The 13560-nt window shown below is 63.4% G+C and carries 17 protein-coding genes and 1 riboswitch; of the genes, 4 read left to right on the top strand and 13 right to left on the bottom strand.

Features of this window, described 5'->3' with window-relative positions; all coding sequences use genetic code 11:
* The 7 genes from HU766_RS03615 to HU766_RS03585 form a co-directional block, all read right to left on the bottom strand.
* The gene (locus HU766_RS03615) at positions 1-615 is read right to left on the bottom strand and encodes a response regulator transcription factor (protein ID WP_033698002.1); all 615 of its coding nucleotides are present in this window, start codon (positions 613-615) and stop codon (positions 1-3) included.
* A gap of 223 nt (positions 616-838) precedes the next feature.
* Positions 839-1081: a DUF1272 domain-containing protein gene (locus HU766_RS03610; RefSeq protein ID WP_186653548.1), complete on the bottom strand. Its 243-nt coding sequence runs from the start codon at positions 1079-1081 to the stop codon at positions 839-841.
* A gap of 66 nt (positions 1082-1147) precedes the next feature.
* Complete coding sequence (cobM, locus tag HU766_RS03605; RefSeq protein WP_186653545.1) at positions 1148-1900, bottom strand: precorrin-4 C(11)-methyltransferase; 753 nt, start codon at positions 1898-1900, stop codon at positions 1148-1150.
* Positions 1901-1931: 31 nt separating this feature from the next.
* The gene (locus tag HU766_RS03600) at positions 1932-2324 is read right to left on the bottom strand and encodes a cobalamin biosynthesis protein (protein ID WP_186653685.1); all 393 of its coding nucleotides are present in this window, start codon (positions 2322-2324) and stop codon (positions 1932-1934) included.
* A 17-nt stretch (positions 2325-2341) separates the two neighbouring features.
* The gene (locus HU766_RS03595) at positions 2342-3034 is read right to left on the bottom strand and encodes a CbtA family protein (protein ID WP_033697999.1); all 693 of its coding nucleotides are present in this window, start codon (positions 3032-3034) and stop codon (positions 2342-2344) included.
* Between the two features lie 9 nt (positions 3035-3043).
* Complete coding sequence (locus HU766_RS03590) at positions 3044-3229, bottom strand: CbtB-domain containing protein (RefSeq protein WP_027593390.1); 186 nt, start codon at positions 3227-3229, stop codon at positions 3044-3046.
* A gap of 95 nt (positions 3230-3324) precedes the next feature.
* Positions 3325-3547: riboswitch (cobalamin riboswitch) on the bottom strand.
* Positions 3548-3908: 361 nt separating this feature from the next.
* Positions 3909-4388: a GNAT family N-acetyltransferase gene (locus HU766_RS03585; protein ID WP_033697993.1), complete on the bottom strand. Its 480-nt coding sequence runs from the start codon at positions 4386-4388 to the stop codon at positions 3909-3911.
* 125 nt (positions 4389-4513) lie between these two features.
* Here HU766_RS03585 and HU766_RS03580 point away from each other — a divergent pair, with 125 nt between their 5' ends.
* The 4 genes from HU766_RS03580 (at position 4514) to HU766_RS03565 (ending at position 7462) form a co-directional block, all read left to right on the top strand.
* Complete coding sequence (locus HU766_RS03580; protein WP_077068416.1) at positions 4514-5143, top strand: LysE family translocator; 630 nt, start codon at positions 4514-4516, stop codon at positions 5141-5143.
* Positions 5144-5164: 21 nt separating this feature from the next.
* A complete protein-coding gene (locus tag HU766_RS03575; protein WP_186653538.1) occupies positions 5165-6034 on the top strand; it encodes an alpha/beta hydrolase in 870 nt (289 codons plus the stop codon).
* A gap of 99 nt (positions 6035-6133) precedes the next feature.
* Positions 6134-7015: a pirin family protein gene (locus HU766_RS03570; protein WP_033697991.1), complete on the top strand. Its 882-nt coding sequence runs from the start codon at positions 6134-6136 to the stop codon at positions 7013-7015.
* A gap of 186 nt (positions 7016-7201) precedes the next feature.
* Positions 7202-7462 carry a DUF1652 domain-containing protein gene (locus HU766_RS03565; RefSeq protein ID WP_033697990.1) on the top strand — a complete coding sequence of 87 codons (261 nt, stop codon included), beginning with the start codon at positions 7202-7204 and terminating at the stop codon, positions 7460-7462.
* 19 nt (positions 7463-7481) lie between these two features.
* Here HU766_RS03565 and HU766_RS03560 read toward each other — a convergent pair whose 3' ends face one another.
* From HU766_RS03560 to HU766_RS03535, 6 genes are all read right to left on the bottom strand, one after another.
* Complete coding sequence (locus HU766_RS03560) at positions 7482-8096, bottom strand: Yip1 family protein (protein WP_186653531.1); 615 nt, start codon at positions 8094-8096, stop codon at positions 7482-7484.
* An 86-nt stretch (positions 8097-8182) separates the two neighbouring features.
* Positions 8183-8470 (bottom strand): hypothetical protein, encoded by a 288-nt coding sequence (locus HU766_RS03555; RefSeq protein ID WP_033697988.1) that lies wholly within the window; start codon positions 8468-8470, stop codon positions 8183-8185.
* A 111-nt stretch (positions 8471-8581) separates the two neighbouring features.
* On the bottom strand, positions 8582-9226 hold the full coding sequence (gene alkB, locus HU766_RS03550) for a DNA oxidative demethylase AlkB (RefSeq protein ID WP_156310147.1): 645 nt from the start codon (positions 9224-9226) through the stop codon (positions 8582-8584).
* 134 nt (positions 9227-9360) lie between these two features.
* A complete protein-coding gene (locus HU766_RS03545) occupies positions 9361-10806 on the bottom strand; it encodes a curlin (protein WP_033697987.1) in 1446 nt (481 codons plus the stop codon).
* Positions 10807-10822: 16 nt separating this feature from the next.
* The gene (locus HU766_RS03540; RefSeq protein ID WP_186653528.1) at positions 10823-11296 is read right to left on the bottom strand and encodes a curlin; all 474 of its coding nucleotides are present in this window, start codon (positions 11294-11296) and stop codon (positions 10823-10825) included.
* Between the two features lie 16 nt (positions 11297-11312).
* The gene (locus HU766_RS03535; RefSeq protein ID WP_186653524.1) at positions 11313-13544 is read right to left on the bottom strand and encodes an Ig-like domain-containing protein; all 2232 of its coding nucleotides are present in this window, start codon (positions 13542-13544) and stop codon (positions 11313-11315) included.
* Positions 13545-13560 lie beyond the last annotated feature (16 nt).

Raw genomic sequence — 13560 nt, 5'->3', positions numbered from 1 at the left:
TCAGTTAACGCTGTTGCGCTTGGCCAGGTCGACCATTTCCACCAGCGATTCGGTCTTGAGCTTGTCCATGATGCGGCCGCGATAGGTGCTGATGGTCTTGGCACTGAGGTTCATGCAGGTGCCGATATTCTTGTTGTTTTCGCCGCGCGCAAGGCGCCGCAACACTTCCATTTCGCGGTTGGACAGGCTGCCCAGGCGTATCGACTCGCTCTCCAGCGAATTGCTGTTGACCGACATCTGCGGGAAGGTCGAATAGCCTTTGACCAGGGCCTTGAGTGCAAACAGCAAGGCTTCGTGGTCTTCGTCCTTGGTGACGAAGGCGCCGATGCCGGCATCCAGGCAGCGCCGTACATAAAGGTCGGTGGCCTGGCCGGTCAGCACCATGATCTTGGGCACCGGCTCGAGGCACTGAAGCCGCTTGATCACCTCCATGCCGTCCAGGCCGGGCAGGCCGATGTCCAGAAGCACCACGTCCGGCCGCAGTTCACGCGCCACCTGGGCGACTTCGCTGCCATTGGCGACTTCGCCGACGACGTTAAAGCGCTCCCGTTCGAGCAATAGGCGCAGGGACAGCCGGACGATAGGGTGGTCGTCGACGATCAGGACGGTTGTCATCAAGAAAACTCCTGTAGGGATGTGGTCCGCTTCCTGGAACACTCAGGAATACGTCTGCAAGTGGGGTTATCAGAAGCGCTGCAAGATACGACCATTCCCGAAGTTTGGTAATGCCGAGTATAGGACTGTTGATTAACCCAGTAGGAATTGTTGAAAAGTCCTACAAAAAAACGGGGATAAGCACCGCCAGCGTGGCGTGACGATGCCTATTTGCGCAGGGCTGTCAGGCGCAAGCGGGGTGGGGTTTGACTACGCGCAGGGGCGAGGCAGGGTTGTTGGCCAGCGCTTGGCCGACCCGTGTCGGGCGTGCCAGCAACTGGCCGGCGCAGTTGGGGCAGCGGCCGTGCAGGCGAGTGTCGGCACAGGTACGGCAGAACGTGCATTCGAACGAGCAGATCAACGCGTCCGGGCTATCCCCCGGCAGGTCGGCGTTGCAACACTCGCAGTTGGGTCGAAGTTCCAGCATTGGCATGGCTCCTGTTTGCAGGCGGGAGCCTTGAGTCTGCTACGCCAGTGCCAAGGCTGGCAATGCTCAGTCGCCGGGGCGATAGAGGTGTGCGTGCCCGGCCCGGTACAGGGCCGATTCGGCGAACGGCGTATCGCCCAGCACATGGCCGACGAGGATCAGCGCGGTACGGCGAAAATCCTTGAGTGCAACGCGTTCGACGATGTCTTCCAGGGTGCCACGCACCCAGTCCTGGTCCGGCCAGGTGGCGCGATGGACCACGGCAACCGGGCACTGTTGGCCATAGTGGGGTAACAGCTCGCTGACGATACGCGGCAGGTGTTTCACGCCCAGGTGGATCGCCAGGGTGCTGCCATGGCGCGCCAGATCGGCCAGTTGCTCGCCTGGCGGCATCGGCGAGCTGTCGCCGAAGCGGGTCAGAATCACCGTTTGCGACACCTGCGGCAAGGTCAGCTCGCAGCCCAGCAACGCCGCGCTGGCGGCGGTGGCGGTGACGCCCGGAATGATCTGGTAGTCGATGCCCAGCTCACGCAGGTGGCGGATCTGCTCGCCGATCGCGCCATACAGGCTCGGGTCGCCGCTGTGCACCCGGGCCACGTCCTGGCCTTGTGCGTGTGCCGTGCGCATGGCGCTGATGATCTGCTCCAGGTGCAGCTCGGCGCTGTTGATCACGGTCTCGGCCTGGTGGCCATCGAGTACGGCAGCGGGCACCAGCGAGCCGGCATAGATGATCACCGGGCACTGGCGGATCAGGCGCTGGCCCTTGACCGTGATCAGTTCCGGGTCGCCGGGGCCGGCGCCGATGAAGTAGACCGTCATGGAAAATCCTTGCAATGAATGGTTGGCGCAATTATCGCCCGCAGGCCAGGGCGAGGGTAGCTGGCCCGTACACCTGGCGGGTAACCAGCAGCCTGGCAGCGCCGAGGTGCTGGCTGGCCATGGCCAGCGCCGCGCTCTCTGCCACACCCCAGCAACCGCTGTGTGCGTGGGCAATGACCGAGCGATGGCTGAGCAGCGGTTCGTAGGGGGCAAGTTGCCTGGCATCGTACAGCAGCAACGGCACGCCGAGGCGCGTGGCGAGTTGCTGCAAGCCGGGTTCGTCGGCCTTCAAGGCGATGCTGGCGATACCGCGTAGCGCTGGCAGTGCCAGGCCGTGGTGGTCCAGAGCCTGGCGCAGCAGGGTTTCGAGGGTGTCCGCCGGGCAGCCCCGGCGGCAGCCGAAGCCGGCGTACAGTGTCGGCACCGAGGTGTCGACCGCCATCAGGCCTGGCTGGAGCGGCGGAACAGCCACGCGCTGAGCAGCCCCAAGGCCACCCAGAAGGCCGCGTTGGTCAGCCAGGAGGCGATCTTGAACTGCGCTTCCAGGGCCTCGGGTGCGAGGCTCTGATGAACTTCAGGTTGCGGTGCGCCGATGACATGCGGCAGCACCAGCAACACGGCGCCCAGCGCCTTCACCAGCCAGTGGCGGGCGAACACCAGCAGGGCCAGGCCCAACGCGGTGGCACTTGCGGTGCCGATCCACCAGGCCTGACGTTGCCCCAGGTCAGCGGCGGCGGTGCCCGGCAGCTCCGGTGGCAGGCCCAGGGTAGGTGCCAGGCAGAACACGGCGAAGCCTGCCAGGCCCCACAGCGCCCCTGTTGCCGCGCGCTTGGGCTCACGCAGGCTGTACAAGGCGGCGAGTATCAAGGCGAAGCCGACCGCGACCACCAGGTTGCCGCCGGTGGTGGACAGGATGCGCTGCCAGCCATCTTCGGGCGACCAGGCTTCGTCGCTGTGTTCATGCGCCGCAGCCCCTTCGGCGCCGTGTGCGTGATGCTCGGCAGCAGGGGCTGCAGACTCGTAGGTTTCCGCCTCAAGAATCAAAGGAGCAACCCAGAAGCTTTGCAGCAGGGTCAGCAGCAAGGCTGCAAGCAGCCCGCTGAAGCCCGCGGTTCGGGCGATGCGCGTGATCATGGGGCGTACTCAGTGGCAGGGGAAGGCAGCGCTGTGACGGGTGTCGTGGGCCGCGTTGTGGACGGCCTCGATGTGCGAGAAACCGGCAAAGTAGACCAGGCACAGGCCGAGCAGGCTGGCGCCGACGGCGATGACGACACGCTGACTGAGGGTAACGGGGGTGGCAATGCTGTGTTTGGCGCTGGTGACGGGCATGACGCGTTCCTCTGCTTTTGTGGGCAACGGGCAAGCGCGGCAGCCCCGAACGTGATCCGCCCAGGGGAATGCGACAGCGCCCGCCCACCGCGGGGTGTTGTTCATGAACGCCAGGCCGGTCTCCGGGCTAACGAGGAGGAGCAGCGCTCCTGAAAAGCGCCCCTTCCCATGCCAGATGATGCGGCACAGTGGTCTAGACGCTTCGCTCGCTTACCGTTGCGGGGGCAGCACCGGGTTTGTCCGGCCTTGGTCGAGGGCCTGTGACGCACCGGTTTCCCGTTTCACCCCTGAGGGGGCACCTGAACGCGAGGCATTAGGAGACCACGAGGCAAGTTTTGCGTCAATTGCACAGCGGTTCGCGCGCGAAAAGTATTTCAGAAGTTGTAGGTGACCCGGCCGAAGTAGTAGCCAGCTCGCCGAACAGTTCCACCGGCTCTTGCAGGTTGCCCAGCTAACGCAGATGGAACAGCCATAAATCCGCCCAGGGGCTGCGGCACGCCCAGGCGCAAGGTGCCCGACGGGGCACCGTCATTGGCGGTAGCCGAGTCGTGTCACCCTCTGTGGTGGTGGCTCAATGGGTAAGAAATTGCACTAAAAAGACAATATGAAACAAGGAAATACGAATATTTCTTTAGAAGTGACATAAGGAAACTGAAAAGGGTGAGTCGGGGCTCGAAGGTCAACCCCGCGCAAACGCCAGCAGCTTCTCGCCATCGAGCCGATACCGAAGCCACTCACTCTGCGCCTCGGCGCCCAACGACTGGTAAAACCCGATTGCCGGCGCGTTCCAGTCCAGCACGCTCCATTCCAGGCGCCCGCAATTGTTCTGCACGGCCTCGCTGGCAATATGGCGCAGCAGTTTGCGCCCAGCGCCATCGCCGCGCTGCTCGGGCGTCACGTACAGGTCTTCGAGGTAGATGCCATTGCGCCCGAGCCAGGTCGAGTAGCTGTAGAAGTACACGGCAAAACCAATCGCCAGGCCATCACGCTCGCAAATCAGGCTGTGTACGGTACTGCCTTCGTCAAACAGGCTGCGCTGGATGTCGTCGACAGACGCAACGACCTCGTGCCGGGCACGTTCGTAGTCGGCAAGCTCGGTGATGAATGCCAGAATCTGCGCGGCATCGGTACGCACGGCGGGGCGAATGGTGAGGCTCATGGGGCAGGCTTCCTTGAACTGAACGAGATAGGTACAGTATTTGTATCTATTTAATTTAGCGAAATTGTACCGGTCGCAAGGCAGGGCGACTCCGTTAGTGTGACAGCACCAATAATGATTGTGGAATGCCTGCCATGCTTGCCTCTGCCGACCTGCTGACAGCCTTTGTGCTGTTTGCCTTCGTATCCTCCATCACCCCGGGGCCGAACAACACCATGCTGCTGGCCTCCGGCGTGAACTTCGGCGTGCGCCGTTCGATCCCGCATGCCATCGGCATCAGTGTCGGCTTCATGGTCATGGTGCTGGCAGTCGGTTTAGGGCTGGGCGAGGTGTTCAAGGCATGGCCGGCGCTGTACACCATCCTGCGCTACACAGGCGCCGCCTACCTGCTGTACCTGGCCTGGAAGATCGCCACCTCGGGGCCGATCGGTACAGCCTCGGGCAGCGCCCGCAAACCGTTGGGCTTCTGGGGCGCTGCGGCATTTCAGTGGGTCAACCCCAAGGCCTGGGTAATGGCAGTGGGGGCAATCACCACCTACACACCGGCCCAGGGATACGTGATGAACGTGGTCGTCATCGCCGCGCTGTTCGCCCTGGTCAACCTGCCCAGCGTCGGGGTCTGGGTCATGTTCGGCAGCGCCTTGCGCAACCTGTTGCAGAATCCGCGTTGGCTGATGCTGTTCAATGTCCTGATGGCCGTGCTACTGGTGATTTCGCTATACCCGCTGCTGTTTGTAGAATCGGCGTTTTCATAGACCGATGAGTACAGCAAGCCCATGCAGTTGATCCCGTGGTCCCACCATTGCTCCGAAGGCTTTACCCTGCGCGGCTGGCGTACGCCGGCCAGTGGCAAGCCTTTGCTGCATTTTCTGCATGGCAACGGCTTCTGCTGCCTGGCCTACCAGCCGTTGCTGATGCGCCTGGGCGAGCACTTCGACCTGTGGCTATGCGATGTGCAAGGCCACGGCGACAGCGACCATGGCGGTGCGTTTCGCGGCTGGAACCGCACAGCTGAACTGGCAGTAGAGGCGTTCGAGCGCGGGCGTGGCGAATATGGCGAGGTGCCGCGTGTTGCCCTCGGGCACAGTTTTGGTGGCGTGCTCTCGGGGCTGATCCTGGCCAGCGAGCCGCAGTTGTTCGAGCGCGCCGTGCTGCTCGACCCGGTGTTGTTCAGCCGCAGCATGATCGGCGTGATGGGCGCCGCCGCGCTGGTTGGCCTGCACCAGCGCCACGCTTTGGCGCGCAAGGCTGCCAGCCGCCGCAGCCATTGGCCCGATCGCGAAACGGCGCTGGCCTCGCTGCAGAGCCGCGGTATCTTCAAAGGCTGGAGCGATGCGGCGCTGCAAGCCTATGTCGAGCATGCCATTGGCGATTGCGGCGAGGCGGTGGTACTCAAGTGTCGGCCCAGCCGCGAGGTGGAGATTTTCAGTTCGTTCCCCAAACGCATGTGGGCGAACCTGGCAGCGATCCAGACACCGACGCGGGTGCTGTATGGCGAACAGACCTACCCCTTCGTGCCACATTCGGTGAAGCGCCTGGTGGCGCTGAACCCGAACGTGACTGCCCAGCAGGTCGCGGGTGGGCACTGTTTCATGCAGGAGGACCCAGCGATGACAGCAGCGTCCGTGCTCAGCTTTCTAAACTGAAGTTTGTCCTATTGATGGAACGATGCATGCCATTTCAGCTGTCTACCGCCTGATTGGTATCATTGGTAAGGTGATCCCAGCCAAGAGAGGAGACTTCTCATGAAAAAGATTCTGGGTATTCACCGCAGCCCTCACCCCCACTGGGTAGGCGATGGCTTCCCGGTGCGCAGCCTGTTCACCTATGACAACCTGGCCAGCCAGATCAGCCCGTTCCTGTTGCTGGACTATGCCGGCCCGCACACCTTTACCCCGACCAGCGCCCGGCGCGGCGTCGGGCAACATCCGCACCGTGGTTTCGAGACCGTGACCATCGTCTACCAGGGCGAACTGGAGCACCGTGACTCGACGGGGGCGGGTGGCCTGATCGGCCCAGGCGACGTGCAATGGATGACAGCTGCCAATGGCATCCTCCATGAAGAGTTCCACGCCCCGGCGTTTGCCCGCAGTGGCGGTACGCTGGAGATGGTGCAGCTGTGGGTCAACCTGCCTGCGCGTGACAAGCGCGCTGCGGCGGGGTACCAGACGCTGCTGGCCACGGACATCCCTGTGGTGGCGCTGGACGGCAACGGTGGCAGCCTGCGGGTGATCGCGGGTGAGTACCAAGGGCAGCCAGGCCCTGCGCGAACCTTTACCGCCATGGATGTCTGGGACATGCGTTTGAACGCCCAGTCGAGCGTGCAACTGCCCGTCGCGACGGGGCGTAATGCAGCCCTGGTGGTGTTGCGCGGCAGCGTGCGGGTCAACGGTGAACGCGAAGCCGGGCCGGCCAGCCTGGTGCTGTTCGAGCGTAGCGGTGAGGGCATTGCCATCGAGGCGCTGGAAGACGCCAGCGTGCTGTTGCTCAGCGGTGAACCGATCGATGAGCCGATCGTTGGCTACGGGCCGTTCGTGATGAACAGCGAGGCAGAAATCGCAGAATCGTTCGATGATTTCCATGCCGGACGGTTCGGGCAGATGCCGGCCGAGACCGCTCGTCGTTAACTGCCAGCAGCCGATCGAACAGTACAGGCCCACCAGCGATCTTCCACTAAGGTGCTAGATGATTCCCCGCACGATCATTGCTCCGGCGCATGGACGGCCGCCGGAGGATGCGCAATATCAATTGGCACCTTGCCTGGCAAAGGCGTACCTAACCAATAGGCCATCCAGTACAGAGAGGGTCGTACAATGTCGTTGATAGGCGTTTCAATGCTGGAAATGCGGCAGATGATTGAGCAAGCCTGCCTGCCTGATCGCTGCGAAGTCAGTTGCGCGGATGGCGCTCACCTGACCATTCGCCTGGGCCAGGGGAAAAGCCTGGAAGAGGGGGTGACCCTGAGCGGGGTGGACCTGCAGGGCCTCAACAGTTGCCGCGACGTGGTGAACCTGCTTACGCAATTGCACGCGCTGCGTGATAAACCCACCACGCCGCTCAGGGCGATTGCCTGAGCCTGCCCGTAGAGCCCGGTCAGCCCAGGCTGGCCGGGCGCACATACTCCGGCATCAGGCCGTTGAACCAGAACAGGATCATCGACACCAGGATGGTCACCAGCACCAATAGGCCCACCCCCCACACACAGGCGGCGAACAGCATGGCCTGTTCTTTGCGCAAGCGTAAAAACGTCTGCAAACCGCCGAACAGCAGCACGCTGGCATACGCCGAGGCGGCCAACAGCGCCACCAGGGCCAGCCAGCGAATCGGCAGCAACCCGACCACTCCGGCAAAAAACCACGGCGTCGCGCAGTAGGCGGCAAAGCCGATGCATTGCTGCAGGCTGGGTTGTGCATCAAAGCCGCGTGACATCCAGCGGATCATCACCCCCATGATCATCACCCCGACCACCGTGACGGCATACAGCAGACACGCCAGCTGCGCCGCGCTGGCGAGGCTCAGGCGCACGCGTTCTTCGCCGGCAAGGCTCCAGCCAAAGGTGGTAGTACCGACGAATAGGCACACGGCAGGGATCAACGCCAACGCCAGCAGGCGCGGCAGGTATTGCTGCGGGTGGTCTTCTTCCGCCCGGCGGATCTCTATCCAGGCATCGGATGGGTGGGTGAAGAGCTTGAGCAACGGACTGTTCATGGCGATCTCCAGAAGGCATGGGCTCTTGTGCTATGGAGACGTGGTGTTGCCGGCAGGTTCAGCCCACTTGGCCGCCGTTGATCGGCTTATTGCAACTCCAGCAACAGGTTGAGCCCCCCGTCGCCGCACTTGCCTTGGTCGCGCACCACGCCGCGGTAACTGCGGCCGTCCCAGACGAACGCCACGCTGTGAGCACGGTCGACTTTGTCGGGCAGTGGCGGGCAGATGTGCAAACGCAGCGCAGGGCGGCCCTGCAGGTTGATGGCGGCGAGCTGGCATTGGCATTCAACGCTCTGCGCTACAGGGCCGAATAACGTATCGCGTACGTAATCGAGCTGCAGCGAGGCGTTGGGAGAGCGGCCGGGCATTTTCATCGGTGCGCAGCTCCATGGCAGGGCGTGTAGGTCATGTCGGGCTCCTCGAAAAGACTGACGCTGCTCATCTTTAGAAGCCTTACCGGCGAAGATGTTCAAGTTTTTACGCCATTACCCCGCCTTGCGCAGGGTCAGGTTGATGCGCCGTTCACCCATGCGCGGATGCACGCCGGGTTTGATTGGCAACACCCCATGAAAGCGCAAGCGGTCCTCACCGCCCCAGACCAGCACATCGCCATGGTTCAGCGGTACACGCTGGGTCTTATCCGCGCGTTGTAACCCGCCCAACAGGAACACCGCAGGCAAGCCCAGTGAAATCGACACGATCGGCTGGTCGTAGTCCTGTTCGTTGCGGTCTTGGTGCAAGCTCAGGCGGGTACCAGGCAGGTAGTGGTTGACCAGGCAGGCGTCGGCGACAAAATCGTCAAAGCCTGCGATGGCGGCTGCGCGACCTGCCAGGCTGAGCAGAACGGGCGGTAGCGCAGGCCAGGGCATGCCGCTTTGCGGGTCGGTGGAGGTGTAGCGGTAGCCGTGCGCATCACTGACCCAACCCAGCGCACCGCAATTGGTCAGCGCTACGGCCATGTGCAGGCCGCCTGGCGTCTGCATGTGCCGGAACGGCGCGGCGCGCAGCACTGGGCGCAGGGCGTCGAGCAGGGCCTCGAGCTCGGCCAGGGCGAAACCGGGCAGCAGCACGGTGTGGCTGGCCAGGCGTTGCGGCTGGGGGCCGAACAGGTCGAGGTCGGACTGGATCATGACGGGCGCACCGAATGGGGTGCTGACCATTGTAATGCTGTTGGCGTGCATGGCCTATTCGCGCCAAGCCCGCTGCAACAAAAAGGAACCGCGGCACTCGGGAGAGTGAGCACCGCGGTCCAAGGGGGAAGGGCTTACTTTTGAGTCACAGTGGCCGTGTTCGCGCTGCCCAGCTGGCTGATGGTGGCGGTTTGCGCGATACCGCTCTGGTCGACGAATGCCTTGTTGCCCTGGCCGCCCTGGGTCACGTAGGCGGCGTTGACGCTGTCGGTCTGTTTGATGGTGACCTCGTTGCCGCTACCGTAGAGCTGATTGGTGTGGCTCTGGTTGCTGTAGCCGGACTGGTCCAAGGTGATGGAGTTGCCGGTACCTTCGCTGCTGCCGAAGGCATAGTTGTCAGTGCCACGCTGGTCGGCGATGAGGATGTTGTCGCTGCCGTTCTGCTCGAAGAACAGCTCGTTGTTGCTGTCGGCCTGCTTGGTCTGCATCGCGTTGTTGTTGCCGGTCTGGTTCAGCGTGGCCAGCTGGTTGTCACCATTCTGCGTCAGGTTGACGCCGTTGCCGTTGCCGTACTGGTTGATAACGGCGGTCTGGTTGGTACCAAACTGGCCGCCCATCTTGTCGCCTTTCCAGTTGCTGGCGGTGATTTTGTTGCCGTTGCCTTGGGTGGTCACGGTCAGGTTGAGGTTTTCACCGTTCTGGTAGGTGTAGTGCAGGTTGTTGCTACCCTTCTGCGAAATGGTAGTGGTCGAGTTGTTGCTCTCGAACTGATCCGACCAGCTGGCGTTGGCCTTGCCATTTTGCGTCAGGCTGGCCTTGTTGGCTTCGCCGAAACTTTGGTCGATGTAGCCTTCGTTGAGCTGGCCGGTCTGAGTGACGTTGGCCTGGCTGCCCACCTGGGTGTCCTGCCATACCTCTACCGAGTTGCCAGTGCCGGTCTGGTTGAGGCCGATGGTGCCGCCTTGGCCGTCGCGCTGGTCACCGTAGGCCCAGTTCTCCTTGCCGTCCTGGTAGATCTGGATGTTGCCGTCGTTGTGGGTCAGGTGCTCGGCAGCGGCATAGTTGTCGGCGCCGGCCTGCATGATCAGGCTCTGGTTGTTGCTGCCGCCGAACATCTGCTCGGCGAAGGCTTCGTTGCGCTGGCCCGATTGCAGGGTGGTGACTTGGCTGCCTAGCTGGGTGTCCTGCCACACGGTCGAGTGGTTCTCGCTGCCTTGCTGGGTCTGCAGGACCTGGTTGTTTTCGCCCAGCGACTGGCTGGCGAAGGCATCGTTGTAGCTGCCCCCGGACTGCTGGGTGATCTGGCTGCCGTTTTCGAACAGTTGCTCGGCGTACCCTGCGTTGTACGAGCCGGTAGCGCTCTGCTGGATATCACTGGTGCTGTCGGCCTGCACTGCCAGGTGGTTGTGGCCCTTGCCGGTCTGGGTCTGGGTGGCCGAGGCGAACGGTGCGAGGGTCTGGGTCACTTCGGCAATGTTTTCCTTGCCGTCCTGAGTCTGCGTCGACGTGCTGTCGGCAGCCATGACCTGACCTGCAAGGGCCAGGACGATAGCGGCACTTAGGGGAGCGAGCTTGAACATGGTGGTGCCTCCAGGTCTATCGGTATTGGGTGATCTGAACATGCTGGCCATTGCCGGCTTGGGTCACGGAGCTGTTGAGGCCCGTGCCGGACTGCACGATGCTGGCGCTGTTGTCGTTGCCGATCTGGTCGATGGCAGCGCTGTTGCTGCTGCCGCTCTGGCGGATCGACGCGCTGTTGCCATTACCCTGCTGGCTGATGCTGGCCATCAGGTCACTGCCTTCTTGCAGGATGTACGCCTCCTGTGCGCCCCCGGCCTGGACGATGCGGCCCAGCAGGGCCTGGCCGTTCTGGTCGAGGGCGGCGCGGTTGCCGTTGCCTTGCTGTTCGATCACCGCGGCCTGGCCGGCGCCGACCGGTAACAGGCGGATGATCACGGGGTCGCCGAGGTCACTGCCGGGCGCAAGGTCGGCGTTGTCCATCAGGTCTTCGGCCCCCCTGGCCTGGCCCGTCAGGGCCAGGCAGAGCAGCAGTGGATACAGGCATTTCATGGCGTTCTCCGGCCTTTCACTGCACGACTACGTTGACGGTGCGGGTGGTGCCTGGGCTGGTGGTGATGGTCGCCGTCGGCGCGGCGGTCGGGATCACCGTGGTGCTGTTGCTGACGGCCAGGCGCCAGCGGCCGGTGACCGGTACCGTGGTGGTGCCCAATGTCTGCACGCCAGTGGTGGTGGTGACCCGCACGGTAACGACGTTGCCGGTGGTCACCGATGAGGTGCCGCTGATGTCCCAGTTGTAACGGTTGTTGGAGCGTGCCGTGACCGTGGCTGTGGTGACCGCGAAGGTCTCGGCGGCGGGGCGTGGCGACACGTTGACGGTGACGGTGGCGCTGTTGGACAGCGCCCCCAGCGCGTCACGCACCTGGTAGGTGAAGGTGGTGGTGAAGGCCGTCGTGACGGTCGCCGGTGGTGTGTAGGTGACAGTGGTGCCGTCAGTGCTGACGGTCCCTCTGCCTGCCGCCGGCTGGGTCACACTGGCAACCACCAGGGGCAGATTGCCTTCTGGATCGGTAGCGCCGGCCAGCGCGTTGATGGTGAGCGCTACACCGAGCGTGGCGACGGTTTGAGCGGCTGCGGTCGGCGCCTGGTTGGGTGCGACATTGACCGTAACCGTTGCCGGTTCCGACTTCAGGCCTTTGGCATCCACGGCCCGATAGCTGAAGGTGGCCACCAGCGGTTGCGTGGCCCCGACTGGTGGGGTGTAGGTCACCGACGTGCTGCCGTTGAGTACCACGCCGCCCAGGCCGGTACCCGGTTGGGTCAGGTCGCTGATGGTCAGCGGTACGTTGCCATCCGGGTCGCTGTCGTTCATCAGCAGGTTCAGGCTCAGCGGCACCCCGACACTGGTGCTGCCAATATCGGCCTGGGCCAGCGGTGGCTGGTTGGCGGCTTCGACAGGTGCATTGCCGACCACCACTACAGGCTCGACATCGCTGCCGCCATGGCCAGATTTGACCGTGACGGTCGCAGGCGGCTGGGCAATATCGTTGACCGTCAGGCTTTGCAGCGTGCCGGACTTGGACAGCCGTCCGTAGCCTTGGGCCACCAGGTCAGGGATCGCCACTTCGTCGCTGGAGCGGGCTTCGATGAACAGGCGTTTGTTGGCCCAGTCGTAGCGTGCGGTGCTTACCTTGACCACATCGCTGAGCTTGCTCGACAACGCCGTTGGCTGTGTGGTGCCGGTGGCGCTGCTGCCGGTAACCACCACCACCGGTGGCGGCGCGGCCTGGCTCAGTTGCTGGCTGAAGAACAGCCCGTTGTTGTCCGGCAGTAGGCTGAACTGGCAAGGCGAAGGCGGTGAGCCAATCAATGCCAAGCCATTGCGCATGCACACGCTGGCATTGTTGGGCGCTTTGGCAAAGACCTCGACACGGGTCCCGGCGCCGTTACGCGAGTAGGTGGCACGTTCCAGGGTGACGGGCGTTTGCGCGCGTTGATCGAGCACTTTGCCGGACACCGTGAAGGCGTTGGTCTGGATGGCGCCAGGTGGGCCTTCGATGCGCACGAAGTTGGTGTTGAAGGGGCTGCCGACCACCGCTTCGGTGATGTTCGGGTCGCCGATAAAGGTTTCGGTCGAGCCGGTGTCCGGGTTGACCGCGGTATAGGGGCCGCCGACGCCGCGTAGCCAAGGCCCGAGGTTACCGTTGAGTGGCCCGCGGAAGTTGCCTGGCGCGCCGATACCGATGTCGCGGGTGATGTTGATCGCCCGCCGGCCGGCCGTGGTGACGTTGACCGTCTCTACCCCATAAGGGTGGGTGATGGTGTAGACGCCTGTGCGCGGCACTGAGGCGCGGATTCGGATGCGGGCAAAGCTCTGCTGGTCGCCGTCCACCGGGTTCTCGGCGGCAAACGCCGCTTCCAGGCCGGCGACGTATACTTCCAGCTCGTAGCCACTGTTGCCTACCTGTGGTATCTCGGTCTCGGCCAGGAACCAGAACATCTCTGGCGGCCAGTTGTCGGGGAATACCAGCGGCAGGGTATCGTCATAGATGCCAGGTTCGGGCAGCAGGGTGCACATGTAGGCAGGGGCGCCGGGGCCACCAGGTGCTCGGGTGCTGGTGGCCCGCGACTGGCACAACTCCAGCGACAGGTCGTTGGCGTCCTTGTACCACATGGGATAACCACCAGTGGCAAAGGTGTACGGGCCTGGGTCGACATCGGACAACGCGGCAAAGGCGGCGCTGGTGACGGTGAGGGAAAAACCGGCGGCGAACAGCGCACGGCGTGGCCAAGTGTTCATGCTGCCTCCTTGAAGG

Origin of the sequence: Pseudomonas sp. SWRI77 (assembly GCF_014269105.1) — a bacterium.
Classification (GTDB): domain Bacteria; phylum Pseudomonadota; class Gammaproteobacteria; order Pseudomonadales; family Pseudomonadaceae; genus Aquipseudomonas; species Aquipseudomonas capeferrum.
Note: the sequence above shows the minus strand (reverse complement) of the source record. Positions and strands in the feature narration are given on the sequence as shown.

Coding starts and splice junctions, on each gene's coding strand:
- HU766_RS03615 (WP_033698002.1), bottom strand. CDS start 615: ATGACAACCGTCCTGATCGTCGACGACCACCCTATCGTCCGGCTGTCC.
- HU766_RS03610 (WP_186653548.1), bottom strand. CDS start 1,081: ATGCTGGAACTTCGACCCAACTGCGAGTGTTGCAACGCCGACCTGCCG.
- cobM (WP_186653545.1), bottom strand. CDS start 1,900: ATGACGGTCTACTTCATCGGCGCCGGCCCCGGCGACCCGGAACTGATC.
- HU766_RS03595 (WP_033697999.1), bottom strand. CDS start 3,034: ATGATCACGCGCATCGCCCGAACCGCGGGCTTCAGCGGGCTGCTTGCA.
- HU766_RS03590 (WP_027593390.1), bottom strand. CDS start 3,229: ATGCCCGTCACCAGCGCCAAACACAGCATTGCCACCCCCGTTACCCTC.
- HU766_RS03585 (WP_033697993.1), bottom strand. CDS start 4,388: ATGAGCCTCACCATTCGCCCCGCCGTGCGTACCGATGCCGCGCAGATT.
- HU766_RS03580 (WP_077068416.1), top strand. CDS start 4,514: ATGCCTGCCATGCTTGCCTCTGCCGACCTGCTGACAGCCTTTGTGCTG.
- HU766_RS03575 (WP_186653538.1), top strand. CDS start 5,165: ATGCAGTTGATCCCGTGGTCCCACCATTGCTCCGAAGGCTTTACCCTG.
- HU766_RS03570 (WP_033697991.1), top strand. CDS start 6,134: ATGAAAAAGATTCTGGGTATTCACCGCAGCCCTCACCCCCACTGGGTA.
- HU766_RS03565 (WP_033697990.1), top strand. CDS start 7,202: ATGTCGTTGATAGGCGTTTCAATGCTGGAAATGCGGCAGATGATTGAG.
- HU766_RS03560 (WP_186653531.1), bottom strand. CDS start 8,096: ATGAACAGTCCGTTGCTCAAGCTCTTCACCCACCCATCCGATGCCTGG.
- HU766_RS03555 (WP_033697988.1), bottom strand. CDS start 8,470: ATGAAAATGCCCGGCCGCTCTCCCAACGCCTCGCTGCAGCTCGATTAC.
- alkB (WP_156310147.1), bottom strand. CDS start 9,226: ATGATCCAGTCCGACCTCGACCTGTTCGGCCCCCAGCCGCAACGCCTG.
- HU766_RS03545 (WP_033697987.1), bottom strand. CDS start 10,806: ATGTTCAAGCTCGCTCCCCTAAGTGCCGCTATCGTCCTGGCCCTTGCA.
- HU766_RS03540 (WP_186653528.1), bottom strand. CDS start 11,296: ATGAAATGCCTGTATCCACTGCTGCTCTGCCTGGCCCTGACGGGCCAG.
- HU766_RS03535 (WP_186653524.1), bottom strand. CDS start 13,544: ATGAACACTTGGCCACGCCGTGCGCTGTTCGCCGCCGGTTTTTCCCTC.